General features: G+C 71.2%; 11 protein-coding genes. 6 read left to right on the top strand and 5 right to left on the bottom strand.

The features are described 5' to 3' along the window. Positions 1-317: 317 nt before the first annotated feature. The 3 genes from fxsB to fxsT all read left to right on the top strand — a co-directional run bounded on the left by fxsB (position 318) and on the right by fxsT (position 7,986). Positions 318-2,597: a radical SAM/SPASM protein FxsB, inactivated metallohydrolase extension form gene (fxsB, locus tag B9S57_RS20655; protein ID WP_181011419.1), complete on the top strand. Its 2,280-nt coding sequence runs from the start codon at positions 318-320 to the stop codon at positions 2,595-2,597. 152 nt (positions 2,598-2,749) lie between these two features. Then, positions 2,750-4,054 (top strand): FxsC protein, encoded by a 1,305-nt coding sequence (gene fsxC / locus B9S57_RS20650; protein ID WP_181011418.1) that lies wholly within the window; start codon positions 2,750-2,752, stop codon positions 4,052-4,054. Continuing rightward, on the top strand, positions 4,051-7,986 hold the full coding sequence (gene fxsT, locus B9S57_RS20645) for an FxSxx-COOH system tetratricopeptide repeat protein (RefSeq protein ID WP_103517045.1): 3,936 nt from the start codon (positions 4,051-4,053) through the stop codon (positions 7,984-7,986). Before fsxC ends, fxsT begins: the two co-directional genes overlap by 4 nt. A gap of 97 nt (positions 7,987-8,083) precedes the next feature. Here the strand turns inward: fxsT and B9S57_RS20640 are convergent, their stop codons facing one another. After that, complete coding sequence (locus B9S57_RS20640) at positions 8,084-8,929, bottom strand: alpha/beta fold hydrolase (RefSeq protein WP_374935971.1); 846 nt, start codon at positions 8,927-8,929, stop codon at positions 8,084-8,086. A 475-nt stretch (positions 8,930-9,404) separates the two neighbouring features. Here B9S57_RS20640 and B9S57_RS20635 point away from each other — a divergent pair, with 475 nt between their 5' ends. Beyond that, entirely contained in the window at positions 9,405-10,490 is a 1,086-nt protein-coding gene (locus B9S57_RS20635; protein WP_103517043.1) for a S1 family peptidase, read from the top strand. Positions 10,491-10,708: 218 nt separating this feature from the next. Here the strand turns inward: B9S57_RS20635 and B9S57_RS20630 are convergent, their stop codons facing one another. The 4 genes from B9S57_RS20630 to B9S57_RS20615 all read right to left on the bottom strand — a co-directional run bounded on the left by B9S57_RS20630 (position 10,709) and on the right by B9S57_RS20615 (position 14,325). Next, a complete protein-coding gene (locus B9S57_RS20630) occupies positions 10,709-11,206 on the bottom strand; it encodes a phospholipase (RefSeq protein ID WP_103517042.1) in 498 nt (165 codons plus the stop codon). A gap of 342 nt (positions 11,207-11,548) precedes the next feature. After that, positions 11,549-12,694, bottom strand: a complete 1,146-nt coding sequence (locus B9S57_RS20625; protein WP_103517074.1) for an RNA polymerase sigma factor — start codon at positions 12,692-12,694, stop codon at positions 11,549-11,551. A gap of 8 nt (positions 12,695-12,702) precedes the next feature. Further along, entirely contained in the window at positions 12,703-13,110 is a 408-nt protein-coding gene (locus tag B9S57_RS20620) for a YciI family protein (RefSeq protein WP_103517041.1), read from the bottom strand. A gap of 171 nt (positions 13,111-13,281) precedes the next feature. Next, positions 13,282-14,325 carry a DUF3533 domain-containing protein gene (locus B9S57_RS20615; RefSeq protein WP_103517040.1) on the bottom strand — a complete coding sequence of 348 codons (1,044 nt, stop codon included), beginning with the start codon at positions 14,323-14,325 and terminating at the stop codon, positions 13,282-13,284. Positions 14,326-14,478: 153 nt separating this feature from the next. Between B9S57_RS20615 and B9S57_RS20610 the strand changes: the two genes are divergently transcribed. Both B9S57_RS20610 and B9S57_RS20605 read left to right on the top strand, forming a co-directional pair. Then, the gene (locus tag B9S57_RS20610) at positions 14,479-17,973 is read left to right on the top strand and encodes a DNA polymerase III subunit alpha (RefSeq protein ID WP_103517039.1); all 3,495 of its coding nucleotides are present in this window, start codon (positions 14,479-14,481) and stop codon (positions 17,971-17,973) included. After that, the gene (locus B9S57_RS20605; RefSeq protein WP_103517038.1) at positions 17,970-18,968 is read left to right on the top strand and encodes a hypothetical protein; all 999 of its coding nucleotides are present in this window, start codon (positions 17,970-17,972) and stop codon (positions 18,966-18,968) included. The genes B9S57_RS20610 and B9S57_RS20605 overlap by 4 nt, the downstream gene beginning before the upstream one ends. The last annotated feature ends 58 nt before the right edge of the window (positions 18,969-19,026 follow it).

The following is a 19,026-nucleotide window of genomic DNA, read 5'->3' as shown; positions in this document are numbered from 1 at the left end:
TCGTCTCGCGGTGGCGTTTGCGGGGGCCTGTCGGGAGAGTAAAGTCATGCCGCCGGACACTGTGAATATGCAGCCGCCGGCGGCGATCCAGTGTCCGGAAACAATCATCAAGGACGGCCGTGAAGACTTACGAGACCTCCCCCTCCTTCGCCATTGCGAAGAAGAGTCGCGTGCCACTCGCCAAGATCGACGCCCGTGGCGCCGACGCCTCCAGGAAGATCGGGCGGGTATTCGGTACCTCCATGGCTCGGTCCGCGGGGACTTCGACCTTCAGCTCGTCACTCTGAGTCGAAGGCCGAGGTGACTAGACTGGGGGAATGACAGGACCCCTGGTCCCCTTTCGCGAGATCGTGCTCAAGGTGCACAGCAGGTGTGATCTCGCGTGTGACCATTGCTATATCTATGAACACGCAGATCAGAGCTGGCGCACCCGCCCTAAGTCCATCTCTGACGAAGCGATTTCATGGACGGCTCGACGATTGGCCGAGCATGCCTCGGAGCATGCACTCGATTCGATGTCAGTGATCCTGCATGGAGGCGAGCCGCTCCTGGCCGGCCCTGCGCGACTGCGCCGCGTCTGCGAGGAGCTGACCTCGGCGTTGGACGGAATCGCTGAGCTGGACCTCAGGATCCATACGAACGGTGTCCAGCTCAGCCCCCGGTATCTCGACCTCTTCGACGCGTTCGGTGTCAAGGTCGGCATCTCCCTCGACGGCGACCGGGCGGCGAACGACCGGCACCGCGTCTTCGCCAACGGCCGCAGCAGCCACCCCCTGGTCCTGCGGGCTGTGGAGCTCCTGCACTCGGACCGGTACCGCCATCTGGATCTCGGGCTGTTGTGCACCATCGACATCAGGAACGACCCGGCCGCGGTGTTCGACGCGCTTGCCGAACTCGATCCCCCGCGTGTGGACTTCCTCCTGCCGCATGCCACGTGGGACGAGCCCCCGCCCCGGCCCGACGGCTCACCCACCGCCTATGCCGACTGGCTCCTGGCCGTCTTCGACCGCTGGTCGGAGCACGGGCAGAAGGTGCCGGTGCGGCTCTTCGAGTCGGTCCTGTCCACCCTGAGCGGGGGCCCCAGTCTCACCGAATCCCTCGGACTCGCTCCGACGGACCTCGTCGTCATCGAGACGGACGGTCAGATCGAGCAGGTCGACTCGCTCAAGAGCGCCTACGAGGGCGCGGCGGCCACCGGGTTCGACGTCTTCCACCACGCCTTCGACGAGGTCGCGGCTCACCCGGGGGTCAGGACACGGCAGCTCGGACTGGCCGGCGTCAGCGAGACCTGCCGCTCATGCCCCGTCGTACGTTCGTGCGGGGGCGGTCTCTACACGCACCGCTACCGCTCCTCCAGCGGCTTCGACAACCCGTCCGTGTACTGCCACGACCTCGCGGCGCTGGTGCGGGGGATCGAAGCGCGTACCGCCGCGGTCACGGTGTCACCGGCACTGGCCGACCGGCACGAGCTGATCGCCGAGCAGCACGACCTGACCCGCACGCTTCTCGCCGGCCTGCACGATGTGCTGGACGGCCGTGGCGGTGTCCGCTGGGACGAGGCATGGGAGCTCGCGGGGGTGCTGGAGGCCTCCGGCGAGGGAGCCGCCGGACTCGACCACGTCCTCGCCCACCCGTACGCGCGCACCTGGCTGCTGGACGTCATGGAAGGACTGCGTGCCGAACGGCCCGAAGCCGTCGGTCAGGCACTGCGGCTCTCCTCGTACGTGGCGGCTGCCGCCGTGCGGTCAGGTCTCGATCTTCCGGTGCCGGCGGACTACCGGGACGGCAGGCTCTTCCTGCCCACGCTCGGCGAGCTGCGGGTCGCGGGGCCCGGTGAGGACGGCCGGGTCCGGGTGAGAGCGGCCGGCGACGGACTCTCCGTGCAGCGGGGGGACGGTGGTGAACGCCGGATCGTCCTGAGAGGGGCGGACAGCCCCGACTGGCTCCCGGTGCGGGACTTCGCGGCAGTGGGCGCACCCCGGCTCGCTCTCGACGACCTGGATCCCTACCGGGACTGCTTCGAGGCCCCGGCGGCGCCCCGGCTCGGGCAGGCGGCGGCAGAGGCCTGGATCGAATCGGTCGGCGGCGCGTGGCGACTGCTGGAGCAAGCCGCACCCGAGCAGGCGGCGGATGCCACGAAGTCACTGACCACGCTGACCCCGACCGGTCCCGGCCGGAACACGAAGCGGTCGCACGGTTACGGGGCCGTGGGGCTCGTGTTGACGGAGGACACCCAGGAGCTCGCCCTCGGGCTTCTGCGTGGTCTGCGGCGCACGAGGCTGCAGGCTCTCCTGGACCTCACCGATCTCTACGCCCTGGACGGGGCCTGGGAGTATGCGATTCCCTGGGACCGGAATACGAAGGCCCCCTTTTCCGGGCTACTTGCTGACACCTACGAACGCGTGGGACTTTCCTTCCTCGTGCCCGGATTCCTGGACGGTGTTTCCGAGGCGCTCGACATGATGGAAGGGGCTGCCGAGCCCACGGTCGGAGGAATGCGGATCCTGGAGGCGCTCCGGGCCGAGGCCGAGGGTGTACATGGGGCAACTGGGATGAACATCCCCATGAATGCGGTGGATCAGGAACCTGTTCGATGAATCCTGGGTATGGATGACTCAAAATTGGCGTTGATTGACCGAACGCCATGGGGGTGGAGCACAGTCCGCTCCGGAATGATGAATTCGCTCGCTCCCTCGCACCACAGCCCTGGGATGCGAGTGCTCACACAGGACGGGGGTCGTGTGCACGCATGACGCAGCAGCGAGCGGCGGACCATCGGCCGTACTTCTTTCTGAGCTACGCGCATACACCGGGGTACGGCGGTGGATCGGACCCGGACATGTGGGTCGAACGGCTATTCCAAGATCTCTGCGGCCATGTGATGGCCATGACCAACCTGCCCGCCGGAGCGCCGGCCGGATTCATGGACCGGGAGATACGCTCCGGCGAGGGCTGGTCCGAGCGGCTGGGCAACGTGCTCGCCAACTGCCGGGTCTTCGTACCGCTGTTCTCGCCGCGCTACTTCGCCAGCGAGATGTGCGGCAAGGAGTGGTACGCCTTCGAACAGCGTGCGATCCATCACCGCGCCCGGTCGAACCAGCCGGCCGAGGCGATCGTGCCCGCTCTCTGGGTGCCGGTGCCCGCGAGTCAACTCCCGGGACCGGCGGAGCGGTTACAGTTCAACCACCGTGACTTCGGCGACCGTTACGTCAGCGACGGGCTCTACGGGCTGATCAAACTCACGCTGTTCGCCCAGGACTACGAGCAGGCCGTCTACCACCTGGCGAAGCGCATCGTCCATGTCGCCGACACCGTGCAGATCGGTTCGGGCAGACCACTCGACTTCCGTCTCGTCCCCAGTGCCTTCGGCGCGCCGGGCGGCGGCGCGGGCGCACCGCGACCCATGCGGATCACCATCGCGGCGCCGACGCGGCACGATCTGCCGGAGGGCCGTAGTCCGGAGTACTACGGCGACAATCCGCAGGAGTGGAACCCCTACCACCCGGCCGCCGCCAGACCACTGGCGTATGTCGCCGAAGAGCTGGTGCGCTCCCTCAACTACCAGGCCTTCGTGACCCCGTTCGACGAGGACATCGGACAGCGGGAGGGCAAGCAGTCCCCCAGCACCCCGGAGATCCTCCTGGTCGACCGCTGGGCCCTGCAGGACGAGGATCTCAGGCGACGGCTCGCCGCCTTCGACGCGGAGAACCGGCCCTGGGTGACCATGGTCGTCCCCTGGTGCAGGGACGACCACCAGAGCAGAGCGGCCGAGGCCGAACTGACCGAGAAGCTCGAGCAGACGATGCCGGTCAAGATGCAGCAGGGACGGGCCTTCTGCCGTGTCGCTGCCAAGGGGGTACCCAGCATGGAAGCGTTCGGCCAGATCCTGCCCCAGGTGGTCGAGGTGGCCGCTCAGCAGTATCTGAGACACGCCACGGTCTATCCACCGGCCGGCGGACGGCACAGCGAGCGGACGCGACTGATGGGGCCCATGGGCAACACCCGGTTCATACCCGACATGCACGACCCTGCGACGGATGCGGAGGACGTATGACAGCCGGTCGTGACGGGCGGATCGTCACTTTCTACTCGTACAAGGGCGGCACCGGGCGCACCATGGCCCTGGCCAACACCGCCTGGATCCTCGCGGCCAACGGCAAGCGGGTGCTGGCCGTCGACTGGGACCTGGAGGCCCCGGGACTCCACCGGTTCTTCCACCCCTTCCTCGACCCGTCGACACTCGGGGCCACCACCGGTGTGATCGACCTGATCACCGAATTCGCCTGGGCGGCGACCAACCCGGCCCAGCGTGCCGACGACTGGCACCGCGACTACGCCCGCATCCAGCCCCACGCGGTCTCGCTCAACCCCGACGCGCTCGGCTGGGAGTTCCCGCGGGGCGGCACCCTCGACTTCGTCTCCGCCGGCCGGCAGAACCGCGAGTACTCCGCGACCGTCTCGACCTTCGACTGGGACAACTTCTACGACCGGCTCGGCGGCGGCCACTTCTTCGACGCCCTGCGGGACGACATGAAGGCCAACTACGACTACGTCCTCATCGACAGCCGTACCGGCCTCAGCGACATCGCCGACATCTGCACCGTCCACCTCCCGGACGTGCTCGTCGACTGCTTCACCCTGAGCGACCAGTCCATCGACGGCGCGGCCTCCGTCGCCCGGCAGATCGCCGAGCGCTACACCGGCCGACCCATCTCCATCTTCCCCGTCCCGATGCGGATCGACGAGGGCGAGAAGGAGAAGGCGGACGCCGGACGTGCCCTGGCCCGGCTGAAGTTCGACCGGCTTCCCCGCGATCTCTCCGGTGACGAACTCACCGCCTACTGGGGCGCGGTGGAGATTCCCTACCGCCCCTACTACGCGTACGAGGAGACCCTGGCGACCTTCGGCGACGAGGCCGGGCTCAGCAATTCGCTGCTGTCCGCCTTCGAGCGCCTCACCGCGGTCGTCACCCAGCAGGAGATCACCTCGATGCCCCCGGTGGGTGAGGAGGTGCGGCTGCGCATCCGCGACGCCTTCACCCGGCGCCGGCCCGCGCTGCCGGCGGATCTCTTCCTCAGCTATGTGGCGGAGAACCGCATGTGGGCCGACTGGATCGAGTCGGTCCTGACCCGCGCCGGGTTCCGGGTGGTCCCGCGCGACGTCTCCGCCGACACCGGTCCGGTGGACCCGGCGCAGTCGGCGGCCGAGAGCGCCGCCCGCACCGTCGTGCTGCTCTCCAGCGCCTATCTCAAGTCCCAGCGGGCCGTGGACCTGTGGGACCGGGCGGTCTCCGAGGACCCAGGTGGCGGACGACGTCAGCTGCTCCCGCTGAGGATCAGCGATGTGCGCCTCTCGGCGCCGTACATCGACCGCAACCCGGTCGACCTCTTCCGGCTGGACGAGGTCCATGCCACGACGGCACTGATGCGTGCCCTGGACCGGCCCGTGCAGCTGGGCGACGGGGCGTCGCCCGGGCCCCGCTTCCCCGGCACCGTGCCCAGGATCTGGAACGCGCCGCCGCGCAACCCCGGCTTCACCGGCCGCTCCCTGGTCCTGGAGCGGATGCGCGACCAGCTCGGCGGCGGCATGGCCGTCGTGCTGCCGCAGCCGCAGACTCTGTACGGCCTCGGCGGCGTCGGCAAGACCCAGGTGGCACTGGAGTACGTGCACCGCTTCATGGCGGACTACGACCTGGTGTGGTGGATATCGTCCGAGCAGACGGACGACGTGATCGCGGGCCTCGCCGAGCTGGCCGTACGGCTCGGTGCCCAGGGCGGTGACGACATGGCGGCGGCCTCCCAGGAGGCGGTCGACCTGCTCAGGCGCGGCGTGCCCTCGGACAGGTGGCTGCTCGTCTTCGACAACGCGGACGACCCCGAGCGCCTGAGGCGATACTTCCCGCAGGGTGGCTCCGGCCACATCCTGGTCACGTCGCGGAACCAGGCGTGGTCCCAGCACGGCGACGCACTGCCCGTCGACGTGTTCCTGCGGGAGGAGTCGATCGAGCATCTGCAGCGCAGGGCGCCGGGGCTCAGCGCCGAGGACGCGGCCCAGGTGGCCACTGCCGTCGGCGACCTCCCGCTCGCCGTCGAACAGGCGGCCGCCTGGATCGCGGAGACCGCGACTCCCATCGACGCCTATCTGGAGCAGCTCGCCCGGCAGGCCCCGCAGGTCCTTGCACTGAACCAGCCGGCAGGCTACCCGCAACCCGTCGCCGCGACCTGGAACATCTCCATCGAGCGGCTCAAGGAGCGTTCGCCCGCAGCCGTACGGCTCCTTCAGCTCTGCGCGTTCTTCGCTCCCGAGCCCATCTCCGCGAACCTCCTGTACAGCAAGGAGATGATCGAGGCGCTGAAGCCCTACGACTCCTCGCTCCAGGAGAAGCTGGTGCTCGGCCGGGTCATCCGGGAGATCGGTCGCTTCGCCCTGGCCAAGGTCGACCAGGTGTCGAACTCCATCCAGGTGCACCGGCTGGTGCAGGCGGTGATCAGGGCTCAGCTCAGTGAGGAGGAGCAGGCGGAGGCCAGGCACGTCGTCCACCTCATTCTGGCCGGTGCCCGGCCCGACGACACCGAACCGATCGACAATCCGGAGAACTGGCCGCGCTTCGCCACGATCTGGCCGCACCTCGGAACGTCCGACGCGCGCAACTGCAGGGACCACGAGACCCGCAGGCTGCTCATCGACCGGGTGCGCTATCTCTGGAAGCGCGGGGACGTGAGGACCGCGGGCCTCCTCGGGGAGGAACTCCGCGCCACCTGGCTGGACATGCTGGGCGAGCGGGACATCCAGTACCTGTACCTCTGCTTCCACCTGTCCAACATCCTCCGCACCCGCGGGCGGTACGTGGAGGCGAAGGAACTGGACGAGTTCACCCTGCGACTGCAGCGGGAGGTACTGGGGCCGGAGCATCCGCACACGTACATGACCACCAGCGGACTGGCCATCGACCTGGGGCTGCTCGGGGAGTACGGGCGGGCGATCGAGCTGGCGACCGAAGCCCATGACGGCTTCAACCAGATCTTCCACGAGAGGCACGCCCGGACGCTCGCAGCGGCCAACAACCTGGCGCTGAACCTGCGAAGCGTCGGCCAGTACGCCAGGGCCCGGGAGATCGACCAGGACTGCTACGACCTGCGGTCCGAGGTGCTGGGACAGGAACATCCGCACAGCCTGTCCTCCGCGCTCAACCTGGCCCGTGACCTGCGCGAGGTCGGACGGTACGAGGACTCCGTCGCGCTGCTCAGCCGTACCTACGACAGCCTCAAGGCGACGCTCGGCCGCACCTACCCGACCACACTCAGCGCCGCCAAGAGCCTGGCGGTCTCGCTGCGCAGGGCAGGTCAGCTCGAGGACGCTCGACGGCTCACGGTGGCCACCCGGGCCAGGTACCGGGCCAAGTACACCTCGGCCAACCCCGAGTCCCTGGCCTGCGACCTCAACATGGCGGCGGACCTGTTCGCCGTGGGGGAGGCGGGCGGTGCCAGGGACACCGCGCAGGAAGTGGTCGACCAGTACATGAAGGTGCCGGGGGAGGCGCACCCGTACACGCTGGCCGCGCAGAACAATCTCGGCGTCTACCTCGCCGGGGCGGGTGCGTCCCAGGAGGCGGAGAGGCTGCTGACCCGGGTGGTCGCCTCCATGCGTGAGGTGTTCGGGCGCGACCACCCGAACACCCTGCTCTGCGTGATGAACCTGGCCAACGCGACAGCCGACCGGGGTGAGCTCGGGATCGTGCTGGAGACGGAGCGCAAGGTGGCCGGGCAGCTCAGGGAGGTCCTCGGGGCGCACCACCCGGAGACCCTGGCCATGACCTCGAACATCGCGGTCACGCTCTACGCGATGGGACGCGGTGACGAGGCGCTGAGGCTGCGGGTGGAGACGGGCGACGAGCTGGCGCGACAGCTCGGTGACGACCACCCGCTGACCCGGATAGCGAGGACCGAGGAGAGGTTCCAGCGCGAGCTGGAACCGATGTCCGTCTGAGTCGGTGGGCTCCGGGCCGGGGAGGTGCCCGGCCCGGAGCCCCCGCTGGCGGCTCGGCGTCGCCGGCGGACGTGCCGGGCCCGGAGCCCCGCCGCGATCAGCAGGCCGCCGCTTCCCTCTCGTCCAGCAGCCAGTTGAGCACGTCGGGGAGCACGGACAGCGCGTCGAAGTGAGCGGCCGCCGGCTCCAGTACGGCGGTGGCGCCCGGGATCTGACCCGCCAGCCAGCGGGAGTGGCCCACGGGTGAGAACACGTCCTTCACGCCGTGCCAGAGCATCACGGGGCCCTTGATGTCCGCGGGGTCGAATCCCCACGGCCTGCAGAAGGCGAGCGCGTCGTCGATCCAGCCGTACGCCGAGGTGCGCAGTCCCTCGCGGAAGTTGGCGAGGAGCATCATGCGGATCCCGGCGTCGTTGACCACGACACGGTCGGAGTCGGTCAGCTCCCTGCGCAGGTCGTCCAGGAGCCGTGCCGGGTCCTGCCGGATCTGTGCCGAGCGGCTGATGAAGGACTCCGCCAGCCCGTCGGGATCATCCACCGCCCTGGAGTACGCGAGCACGTTGGACGCGGCCATGCCCTCGAACCAGTCGAGCCCTTCGGCATCCCGGGGAGCGAGGCTGACCAGGGCGGCGGTACGGGTGACACGGTCGGGCATCAGCGCGGCGCAGGCCAGGGCGTGCGGAGCGCCGCCCGAGCGGCCGACCACGGCGAAGCGTCCCAGCCCGAGCGAGTCGGCGATCGCCCGTACGTCCTCGACGACGTCCCTCACCCGGCGTCCCGCCAGCCGGTCCGAGCCGCCGTACCCGGGACGGTCGAAGCTGATCAGCTGCATGTTCCGCTGGTAGAGCACCATCCCGCGCGGAGCGGGACCCAGCCGGCTGCCCGGCATCCCGTGCAGGAGGAACACCGGTCTGCCTCTGGGGTCCCCCTGACGCTCGACCATCAGATGCCGTCCGTCCGCCACGCGCAACCGACTTCGCACGCCACCCTCCGCTCGGTCACCCCGCTCGGTCCGGGCACCAAGTACCCGGCGTGTACTGCCTTTTCGATGATGACCTATCGGACGCGGCAGCGGCACTCCTTGTCGCGATGCGCCGGTGGTGTTCGGGACGTTCGGGAGCATTCGGCGGTGTTCGGCTTCAGGAGTGCTCTGCACAGCATCCGGACTCCAGACACTGTTTCAGGACAGGACTAGTCCTCACCCGTTGCCGACCGGCGATCGCACCGGGTGTTCGCAATCGGAACCGACGTGGTGAGACGCCCGGCTTGTGAACGGGTCGCGGGTGAACCGTCGTCGTCGTGTGTGAGTCCGGAAGTCGACCTTGTGTGCTATCGGCCGGATCGGAATAGTGGGCGCCCCATCCTCCGTGTTCCGGGCACCCCACTTGCCCGTTGCGCGGCCCCACAGGAGGTCGAAGTTGAAGCACCGACGCATATCCGGGAAGCGCGTGGCGATGGCCGGATCGGCCGTCCTCGCCCTGGTCGCAGCAGGAGTGACGTTCCAGACTGCGAACGCCAGTGACGACGTACCCCAGTTCACCGTGAAGACCCTCGACGCCCACGCGGCCGGAAGTCTCGCAGCCACCCTGGACAAGACCCTGGGCGGCGACACGGCGGGCGCGTACTACGAGGCCAAGAGCAAGAGCCTCGTCGTCAACGTCGTCGACGAGGCGGCCGCCGAGCAGGTCCGCCAGGCGGGCGGCAAGGCCAGACTGGTCCAGCACACGCTCGCCGAGCTGACGAACGCCCGGCAGACCCTCTCGGACAAGGCCACCATCCCCGGCACCTCCTGGGCCGTCGACCCGGTCAGCAACAAGGTGGTCGTCACGGCCGACCGCACGGTCGACGGCGCGGCCTGGGACAAGCTCAGCAAGGTGGTCGACGGGCTCGGTTCGAAGGCCGAACTCACCAAGTCGAAGGGGGAGTTCAAGCCGCTGATCGCCGGTGGCGACGCCATCTGGGGCAACGGCGGGCGCTGCTCGCTGGGCTTCAACGTCGTCAAGGGCGGCGAGCCGTACTTCCTGACCGCCGGACACTGCACCGAGTCGATCACCAGTTGGTCCGACGCGCAGGGCGGCGCGGAGATCGGCGCCAACGAGGGCTCCAGCTTCCCGGACAACGACTACGGCCTGGTCAAGTACACGTCCGACGTGGAGCACCCCAGCGAGGTGGACCTCTACGACGGCTCCACCCAGGCGATCACCCAGGCGGGTGACGCGACCGTCGGCATGTCGGTGACCCGCAGTGGCTCCACCACCCAGGTCCACGACGGTGAGGTCACCGCCCTGGACGCCACCGTCAACTACGGCAACGGCGACATCGTCAACGGCCTCATCCAGACCACGGTCTGCGCCGAGCCCGGCGACAGCGGCGGCTCGCTCTTCTCGGGCGACACCGCGATCGGCCTGACCTCGGGCGGCAGCGGTGACTGCTCGGCCGGCGGCGAGACGTTCTTCCAGCCGGTGCCCGAGGCGCTGGCGGCGTTCGGCGCCGAGATCGGCTGACGCCTGCTCGTTCGAGCGAGCTGCATGAGTGAGGACCCGCTCTCCGTGGAGGAGGGCGGGTCCTTCTCATGCGCCGGGGCGCCTTCCCGCGGGATCGGCAGGGGAGCGGGCCGTGCCGCAGTGCGTTGTCGCGCGGGTGGTTCCGCCCGCGTGTACGTGCCCTGGAGTTCGGCGCGCACCACGTGCGCCGCGGGCGCGCCCGGCCCCGGAGCCGGCCGTCAGGCGGTCTGCGGCTGTCCGGCGAGCGCCCCCTTCGCCGGGGTGACGCCGAAGATGTCCACGGCGTGGTAGTACGTCCACGCCGTGCTGTTGCACGCGGTCGCCTGGGCGCCGGAGTAGGCGGCGCACACCCGCTTCAGGTCCGAGTAGAACGCGGAGTCGATGCGGGACTTGTTGGCGCCGAACGTGCCGGCCGCCTTGTAGTTGCGGTAGCCGAAGTCGTGCCGGGCGCAGGCCGTCTTGAAGGGGAAGCCGAACGGGTTGTCCGGGGAGGTGCTGCAGTAGTCGGTCGACCAGTCGAAGCCGTACGCGGACCAGGCGCCCTGGTTGTTGCGTGCGGCGTTCCACGCGTTGTAGCTCGAGGCGCTCGTCTGGGTCCAGGAGCTGAGGACCTGCGGCTTGTCCGACGGGGCGGCCGAAGCGGAGACGGCGGGTACCAGGGCGAGCGGGAGCGACAGGGCGACCGCGGCGAGCGGGACGGTGAAACGGCGACGCATGAGCAACCTCCGGTGAGTGAAGGGGGGTTGTGCCGACCGAGCTCCTCGCGGGTCTCGCGAGGCCGCTTCCAGAATGACGTCATGTACCTGCCATGCCTAGAGGCATCGTCAATTGGTCGCCAGAAGTTCGGCTACGCCTCGGGCACTGGTCAGCAGGGATGCCGGCCGGGGCGGGGCCGGCGTGGCCGTACGCGCGGGTGTGGGGCTGACGGGTCGTCCGGGTGAAGGGGGAAGGGTGCCGCGTTCATACGGAATCGCCCCGGCCGCAGTACTCGATGCGTGCGAGCGCTGCGGCCGGGGTGTGCCTGGTTGGTGCCGCGGGGAGAATCCGCGCGTGACCCGTCAGCGGCTCCGGCCGGTGTTGAGCCGGGCGGCCTGGCGCGTCAGGTGGTCGCGCTCGGCGAGGTTGGGTGCTGCGCGGGCCGCCTCGGCGTACAGCCGTGCCGCCGTCGCCAGATCGCCGTCGCGCTCGTGGAGGTAGGCAGCCACGGCGGTGTGACGGGGCAGGGAAGGGTCCAGCTCCGCGAGCGCCGACAGGCCGGCGCGCGGCCCGTCGGCCTCCCCGACGGCGACAGCCCGGTTGAGCCGGACGACCGGGCTGTCGGTCAGGAGCGCCAGCTCGTCGTACCACTCGACGATCTGCACCCAGTCGGTCTCCTCGGCGGTGGGCGCGTCGGCGTGCAGCGCCGCGATGGCGGCCTGCGCCTGGAACTCGCCCAGCCTGTCGCGGGCGAGGGCCGCCTGGAGGATCCCGACGCCCTCGGCGATCAGCGCGGTGTCCCACCGGCCGCGGTCCTGCTCGGCGAGCGGCACGAGGCCCCCGTCGGGGGCGGTCCGGGCGGCGCGCCGGGCATGGTGGAGCAGCATGAGGGCCAGCAGCCCCGCCGCCTCGGGGTGGTCGACGGCGGCGGTGAGCTGCCGGGTGAGCCGGACGGCCTCTCCGGCGACGTCGACATCGCCGGAGTAGCCCTCGTTGAAGACCAGGTAGAGGACGCGCAGCACGGTGGCGACATTGCCGGGCCGGGCGAACCGCACACCGGACACGGTCCGCTTCGCCCGGCTGATGCGCTGCGCCATGGTCGCCTCGGGCACCAGGTAGGCCTCGGCGATCTGGCGCGTGGTGAGTCCGCCGACGGCGCGCAGGGTGAGCGCGACGGCGGACGCCGGGGTGAGCGACGGGTGGGCGCACAGGAAGTAGAGCTGGAGCGTGTCGTCCACCGAGGCCGCGGGCCCGGGTGCCGGTTCCTCGTCGACGAGATCCTCGCGGCGGCGCCGGGAGGCGTCCGCCCGGGCGCCGTCGAGGAACCGGTGCCAGGCGACGGTGACCAGCCAGCCCTTCGCGTCCCGCGGAGGGTCGGCCGGCCAGACGCGGACCGCCTGGAGCAGTGCGTCCTGCACGGCGTCCTCGGCCGCCGCGAAGTCGGCTCCGCGGCGGACGAGGATCGCGAGCACACCGGGGGTGAGGCTGCGCAGCAGCGCCTCGTCCAGGGGCGGGGTCACTCCGTGACGGTGGGCAGCTCGGTCAGGAACGGGCGCAGCTCCAGCCACTCGTGGATCGGCTCCCCGCCCGCCCCCGGGGCGGCCGACAGTTCTCCGGCCAGTTCGAGGGCGCGCTCGTAGGTGTCGACGTCGATCACCATCCACCCGGCGATGAGGTCCTTGGTCTCGACGAACGGGCCGTCGGTGACCGGCGGGCGGCCCTCGCCGTCGTACCGGACGAACGTGCCGGTGGGCGCAAGTGCCTGGCCGTCGACGTACTCGCCGGTCCCTTCGAGCCGGGTGGCGAAGTCCTGCATGTACTGCATGTGCGCCGAGATCTCCTGGGGCGTCCACTTCTCCATCGGCACGTCGTTGGCCGGGGCCGGGGCGCCGCGGTAGTGCTTGAGAAGCAGGTACTTGGCCATGGTGTTCCTCCTCGCTGGTGCGACCCATTGTGGTCGCGTTCACTACGGGGACGGAGCCGGCCACAGGTTCTCGACATCGCTGTCCGACAATTTTTTCGGCGTCGGGCGTCGGGCGTCGGGCGTCGGGCGTCGGGCGTCGCGCCCACCCGCTCGGTGCCGGACGCGGGGGCCTCAGCCGAGGTGCGAGCCGCCGGGGGCGGTCGCGGCCTGCCGCACCCCGTCCGGGCTCCGGCGCCGCATCGACAGCAGCAGGGTCAGCGCCGTACCCACCACCGCCCAGGCGGAGAGCACCAGCAGGGGGCCGGTGACCGCGTTGCCGTGGAAGTACGCGATCGAGCGGGCGGTCCACGTCCCCGCGCCGGGCGGCAGGGCGGGGCCGATCGTCCGCCAGAAGTCCGGCAGCATCGGCAGGGGGAAGGCGCCGCCCGCGCTCGGGTTGCCCGCGACGACGATGATCAGGACGGCCAGGCCGATGCCGACGATGCCGGTGAGCGCCTGCAGGGCGAGCGTGATCATGCCGACCGCGAAGACGGTCAGGGTGCCCAGGCCGGCCAGGGCCCACACGCTGCCCGGCAGTGCTCCGAGGACCGGCCCGATGATCACCGCGCCGCCGATCCCGCCCGCGATCGAGTACAGCGCCATCACCGCGGTGCGGATCACCGCACGCTGCCGGTTGGCGGGCTTGGCGCCCGCGCTGATCGCCAGGATCGAGGCGCAGAGGTAGCCGCCGACGCACCAGCCCACGACCAGGTAGAACGACGAGAGGCCGTCGAAGTCGTCCGGGGACGCGGGAGCCACGTCCACCGTCCGCACCGTGCGCTCCCGGGGGCCCTCGGTCTCCTTGACGATCTTTGTCAGGGAGGTGGCCAGCACGGTGCCGCCGCCGGAGGCGACGAGCAGGGTGTCGGTCGCTCCGGTGGGGCTGACGATCAGGGCGCCGTCGATGTCGCGGTTCTCGACCTGCCGGCGGGCCTCGGCCGCGTCGGAGACCGCGCGTGGATCCAGCGGTCCGCCCGGCAGGCCGTCGAGCTGGGTGACGAGCTGCCCGGACACCTGCTGCGGGGCGACGACCCCGAAGGGGACGTCCGTCGGGTCGGGCCGGTGCAGTGCGCCGACGTAGGAGGTGATGAACAGTAGCTGCAGCGCCAGGACGCCGACGACCAGCAGTGCGGCCCGTGCGGTGACGGCGTTCTTCACCTCGTCAGCGAAAGTCATGTTCCCACGGTCGGGGGAGGGCGGTGTCCGCGCAGTCGGGGCGGGCCGAATGGCGGAGGGGCACCGCGCCCTCGGTTATCGTACGAACGTTCGAAACTTGGTCTATGGTGGAGAGCGAGGGGGGATGAGTACGGATCGGTCCAGGAGGTGCGGATGCCAGGGTTCACGCATCTGCGTACCGTCTCCGGGTTCTCCCTGAGGTACGGGGCGTCGCACCCGGAGCGGCTGGCCGAGCGCGCCGCCGAGCGGGGGATGGACGCCCTCGCGCTGACCGACCGCGACAGTCTCGCCGGTGCGGTCCGCTTCGCCAGGGCCTGCGAGAAGGCCGGGGTGCGACCGCTCTTCGGGGCGGAGCTCGCGGTGGCGCGGCAGCCGGGGGCGCGGGGGCTCACCCGCAAGCCGCGCACACCGGTCCGCGGGGGTGCCTTTGTCGATGAATCCGCACCCCGGGTCACCTTCCTCGCCCGGGACGGCGCACGGGGCTGGGCCGAACTCTGCCGGCTGGTCACCGCCGCCCATGCCCCGGACGCGGAGACCCAGGACCCCGGGCAGCCCCTGGTCGCCCGGGCCGCGCTGCCCGCCGAAGGGCTCACCGTGCTCCTCGGCCCCGCGTCCGAGGTGGGCGCCGCCCTGGCCGCCGGCCGCCCCGACCGGGCCGCCGCGCTGCTCGCCCCCTGGCGGGAGATCTACGGCGACGCCCTGCGTCTCGAAGCCGTCCACCACGGCCGCGAGGGCACCGGCCCCGGATCGCTGCGGCTCGCCGCCCGTACCGTCGGCTTCGCCGCCGAGCAGGGGGTCCGGGCCGTGCTGACCAACGCCGTCCGGTACGCCGACCCCGGCCAGGGCCCCGTCGCCGACGTGCTCGACTCCGCCCGCCGGCTCGTCCCCGTCGACCCGCGCCGCGCCCCCCTCGACAGCGGGGAGCGCTGGCTCAAGGACGCCCCGGCGATGCGGGAGACCGCCGAGCGGATCACCTGCGCCGCGGGACTCGGGCAGGGTGCGGGGGAGCGGCTGCTCGCCGAGACCCGGCGCACCGCCGACGCCTGCCGCGTCGACCCGGCGGACGACCTGGGGCTGGGCAGCGTCCACTTCCCCGAGCCGCGCCTCGTCGGCGCGGGCCGCCGCACCGCCCAGCGGGTGCTGGCCTCGCGCGCCGCCGCGGGTATGGTGCGGCACGGCTACGACCGCAGGCGCGACTACTGGGAGCGGATGCACCACGAGCTGGACATCATCGCCCACCACGGCTTCGCCACGTACTTCCTGACGGTCTCCCAGGTCGTCGACGACGTGAAGGGGATGGGCATACGGGTCGCGGCGCGCGGTTCCGGGGCCGGTTCCCTGGTCAACCACCTGCTCGGGATCGCCCACGCCGACCCGCTCGAACACGGTCTGCTCATGGAGCGCTTCCTGTCCGAGCGGCGCTTCGTGCTGCCCGACATCGACATCGACGTCGAGTCCGCCCGCCGCCTGGACGTCTACCGCGCGATCATCGGCCGCTTCGGCGCCGAGCGGGTCGCGACCGTCTCCATGCCCGAGACCTACCGGGTGCGCCACGCCATCCGCGACGTCGGCGCCGCGCTCTCCATGGACCCGGCCGAGACCGACCGGCTCGCCAAGGCCTTCCCGCACATCCGGGCCATGGACGCGCGCGCCGCGATGGAGGAGCTGCCCGAACTGCGGGCCGTGGCCGGGCAGAAGGAGAAGTACGGCCGACTCTGGGAGCTGGTGGAGTCGCTGGACGCGCTGCCGCGCGGCATCGCCATGCACCCGTGCGGGGTGCTCCTCTCGGACGACTCGCTGCTGCGGCGAACCCCGGTCATGCCCACCAGCGGCGAGGGCTTCCCGATGGCGCAGTTCGACAAGGACGACGTGGAGCACCTCGGGCTTCTCAAGCTCGATGTGCTCGGCGTACGGATGCAGTCGGCGATGGCGCACGCGGTGACCGAGGTGAAGCGGGCCTCGGGGCAGGAGGTCGACCTGGACGCCGTGCCGCAGGGCGACCCGGAGACGTACCGGCTGATCCGGAGCGCCGAGACGCTGGGGTGCTTCCAGATCGAGTCGCCGGGCCAGCGCGACCTGGTCGGGCGGCTCCAGCCAGCCACCTTCCACGACCTGGTGGTCGACATCTCGCTGTTCCGGCCGGGCCCGGTCGCCGCCGACATGGTGCGGCCGTTCATCGAGGCCAGGCACGGACGCGCGCCCGTGCGCTACCCGCACCCCGACCTGGAGGAGGCGCTGCGCGACACCTACGGGGTGGTCGTCTTCCACGAGCAGATCATCGAGATGGTGAACATCATGACCGGCTGCGGACGCGGCGAGGCCGACCGGGTGCGGCGCGGGCTCTCCGACCCCGAGTCGCAGGCCCGGATCAGGGTCTGGTTCGCGCGGTGCGCGGCGCGGCGGAAGTACGGCGCCGAGGTGATCGCCCGTGCCTGGGAGATCATCGAGGCGTTCGGGAGCTACGGCTTCTGCAAGGCGCACGCGGTCGCCTTCGCCGTACCGACGTACCAGTCGGCCTGGCTCAAGGCGCACCACCCGGCGGCCTTCTACGCCGGGCTGCTCACGCACGACCCCGGGATGTACCCGAAGCGGCTGCTGCTCGCGGACGCGCGGAGGCGCGGGGTGCCGGTGCTGCCGCTGGACGTGAACAAGTCGGCATCCACTCACCGGATCGAACTGGTGTCTGGTGACAACGGTGACACATGGGGATTGAGGCTGGCGCTCTCGGACGTCCACGGCATCAGCGGGGCCGAGGTCGCCCGGATCGAGTCCGGGCAGCCCTACACCTCGCTGCTGGACTTCTGGCAGCGGGCCAGGCCCGGGAAGCCGGCCGCCGAGCGGCTGGCCCAGGTCGGCGCGCTGGACGCCTTCGGCGCCAACCGCCGGGACCTGCTGCTGCACCTGTCCGAGCTGCACCGCGCCCAGCGGAGCTCCGGTGCCGGGGCGTCGGGTGCCCAGCTCCCGCTCGGCGGCGGGCACAGGACCGGCACCATCGGGCTGCCCGACCTCAACGACGCCGAACGGCTCAGCGCCGAGCTCGGCGTCCTCAGCATGGACGTGTCCCGCCATCTGATGGGCGATCACCATGCCTTCCTGGAGGAGCTCGGCGCGGTCTCGGCCAAGCGGCTGCGGGAGGCAGCGCACGGGGAGACCGTGCTGGTCGCGGGCGCCAAGGTGGCCACCCAGACCCCGCCGGTCCGCTCCGGGCGCCGGGTCATCTTCACCACCCTGGACGACGGGACGGGCCTGGTCGACCTCGCCTTCTTCGACGACAGCCACGCCGCCTGCGCGCACACCGTCTTCCACTCCTGGCTGCTGCTGGTGCGCGGAGTGGTCCAGCGGCGGGGCCCGCGCAGCATGAGCGTGGTGGGCTCGGCGGCCTGGAATCTGGCGGAGCTGGCCGAACTCCGGCGCACGGGAGGCCTCGACGCGGTCGCGGCCCGGCTGGCGGAGGTGCCTGCGGACGGGGGTGAGGCTTCCGGGGAGGTTTCCGGGGCGGCTTCCGGGGCGGCGGAGGAAGTGCCGGGCCGTCGCATCCAGATGCCGACCGGCTACGAGATGAACCCCTGGTCCGACCTCCAGCCGGCCGGTGAAGGGCCGCCCACCGGAAGGAAGCTGTGGCACCGGAGCCAGGGGAGCGCGGGATGAGCGACCAGCCGGCCGTCCTGTGCCTGCGGTTCCGCCGGATCGGCGGCGGGCTGCCGGACAGCGCGGCCTACGAGGGGCTGCTCGCCCTCCTCGGGGCCTTCACCCCGGTCGTCGAGGCGGCCCCGCCCGGCGCCGCCCTCGCCGATGTGGGCGGTGCGCTGCGCTACTTCGGGCAGGACGCGGCGGGCCTCGCCTCCGTGATCCGGGTGCGCGCCCTCGCCCTGCACGGCGTGGACTGCGCGATCGGGGCGGCCGCCAACCCCATGCTGGCCAGGATGGCCGCGCGGCAGGCGGCGGACGGAACCACCTTCGTGGTGCCCCCGGGTGAGCACGGCGGGTTCCTCGCGTCCAAGCCCGCCGCCGCGCTGGACGGCGTCGGGGCGGCGACCGCGCGCACCTTGTGCGGATACGGGCTCGACTCCGTCGGCCGGATCGCCGCCGCGCCCCTCGCCACCCTGCAGCGCATCACCGGGGTGCGGACCGGACGCGAGCTGTGGGAGCGGGCCAACGGCATCGACCGTACGCGGGTCGTGCCCAACGCCGCCGCACGGTCGATCGCCGCCGAACGCTCCTTCCCCCGCGACGAACTGGACCCGGAGCAGCACCGCCGCGCGCTCCTCTCGCTCACCGAGGAGCTGGGTGCCAGGCTGCGCACCGACGGGCAGGTGTGCCGCTCGCTCGCGGTCTCCGTGCGCTACGCCGACCGGACCGGTTACGCGACGCTGACCCGCAGCCGTACGCTCCCGGAGCCCACCGCCCACTCGGTGGCGCTCACCTCGCTCGCGTACCGGATCCAGGACTCGTTCGCCCTGCAGCGGGCGCGGGTGCGGGGGATCGGGCTGCGGGCGGAAGGGCTCCAGGACGCGGAACGCGCCGCCCACCAGCTGACCTTCGACCCGGTGGACGAACGGGCCCGGCGGATCGAGGCGGTCTCCGACCGCCTGCGGGCCAGGTTCGGTCCGGGGGCCGTGAAGCCGGGACGGCTCGCGGCCTGACCCGGCGGTCGGCCCGGGATGTTTTTACCGACGCGTAACTTCCCCAACGGCCCTACCG

The organism is Streptomyces sp. SM10, assembly GCF_002910915.1.
Classification (GTDB): Bacteria; Actinomycetota; Actinomycetes; order Streptomycetales; family Streptomycetaceae; genus Streptomyces.
The sequence above is the reverse complement of the archived record's forward strand: the minus strand, read 5'-3'. Positions and strand labels throughout refer to the sequence as shown.

What these genes read in the sequence shown, in the direction of transcription:
- fxsB (WP_181011419.1), top strand. Translation starts at nt 318, where the DNA reads ATGACAGGACCCCTGGTCCCCTTTCGCGAGATCGTGCTCAAGGTGCAC.
- fsxC (WP_181011418.1), top strand. Translation starts at nt 2,750, where the DNA reads ATGACGCAGCAGCGAGCGGCGGACCATCGGCCGTACTTCTTTCTGAGC.
- fxsT (WP_103517045.1), top strand. Translation starts at nt 4,051, where the DNA reads ATGACAGCCGGTCGTGACGGGCGGATCGTCACTTTCTACTCGTACAAG.
- B9S57_RS20640 (WP_374935971.1), bottom strand. Translation starts at nt 8,929, where the DNA reads ATGGTCGAGCGTCAGGGGGACCCCAGAGGCAGACCGGTGTTCCTCCTG.
- B9S57_RS20630 (WP_103517042.1), bottom strand. Translation starts at nt 11,206, where the DNA reads ATGCGTCGCCGTTTCACCGTCCCGCTCGCCGCGGTCGCCCTGTCGCTC.
- B9S57_RS20620 (WP_103517041.1), bottom strand. Translation starts at nt 13,110, where the DNA reads ATGGCCAAGTACCTGCTTCTCAAGCACTACCGCGGCGCCCCGGCCCCG.
- B9S57_RS20615 (WP_103517040.1), bottom strand. Translation starts at nt 14,325, where the DNA reads ATGACTTTCGCTGACGAGGTGAAGAACGCCGTCACCGCACGGGCCGCA.
- B9S57_RS20610 (WP_103517039.1), top strand. Translation starts at nt 14,479, where the DNA reads ATGCCAGGGTTCACGCATCTGCGTACCGTCTCCGGGTTCTCCCTGAGG.
- B9S57_RS20605 (WP_103517038.1), top strand. Translation starts at nt 17,970, where the DNA reads ATGAGCGACCAGCCGGCCGTCCTGTGCCTGCGGTTCCGCCGGATCGGC.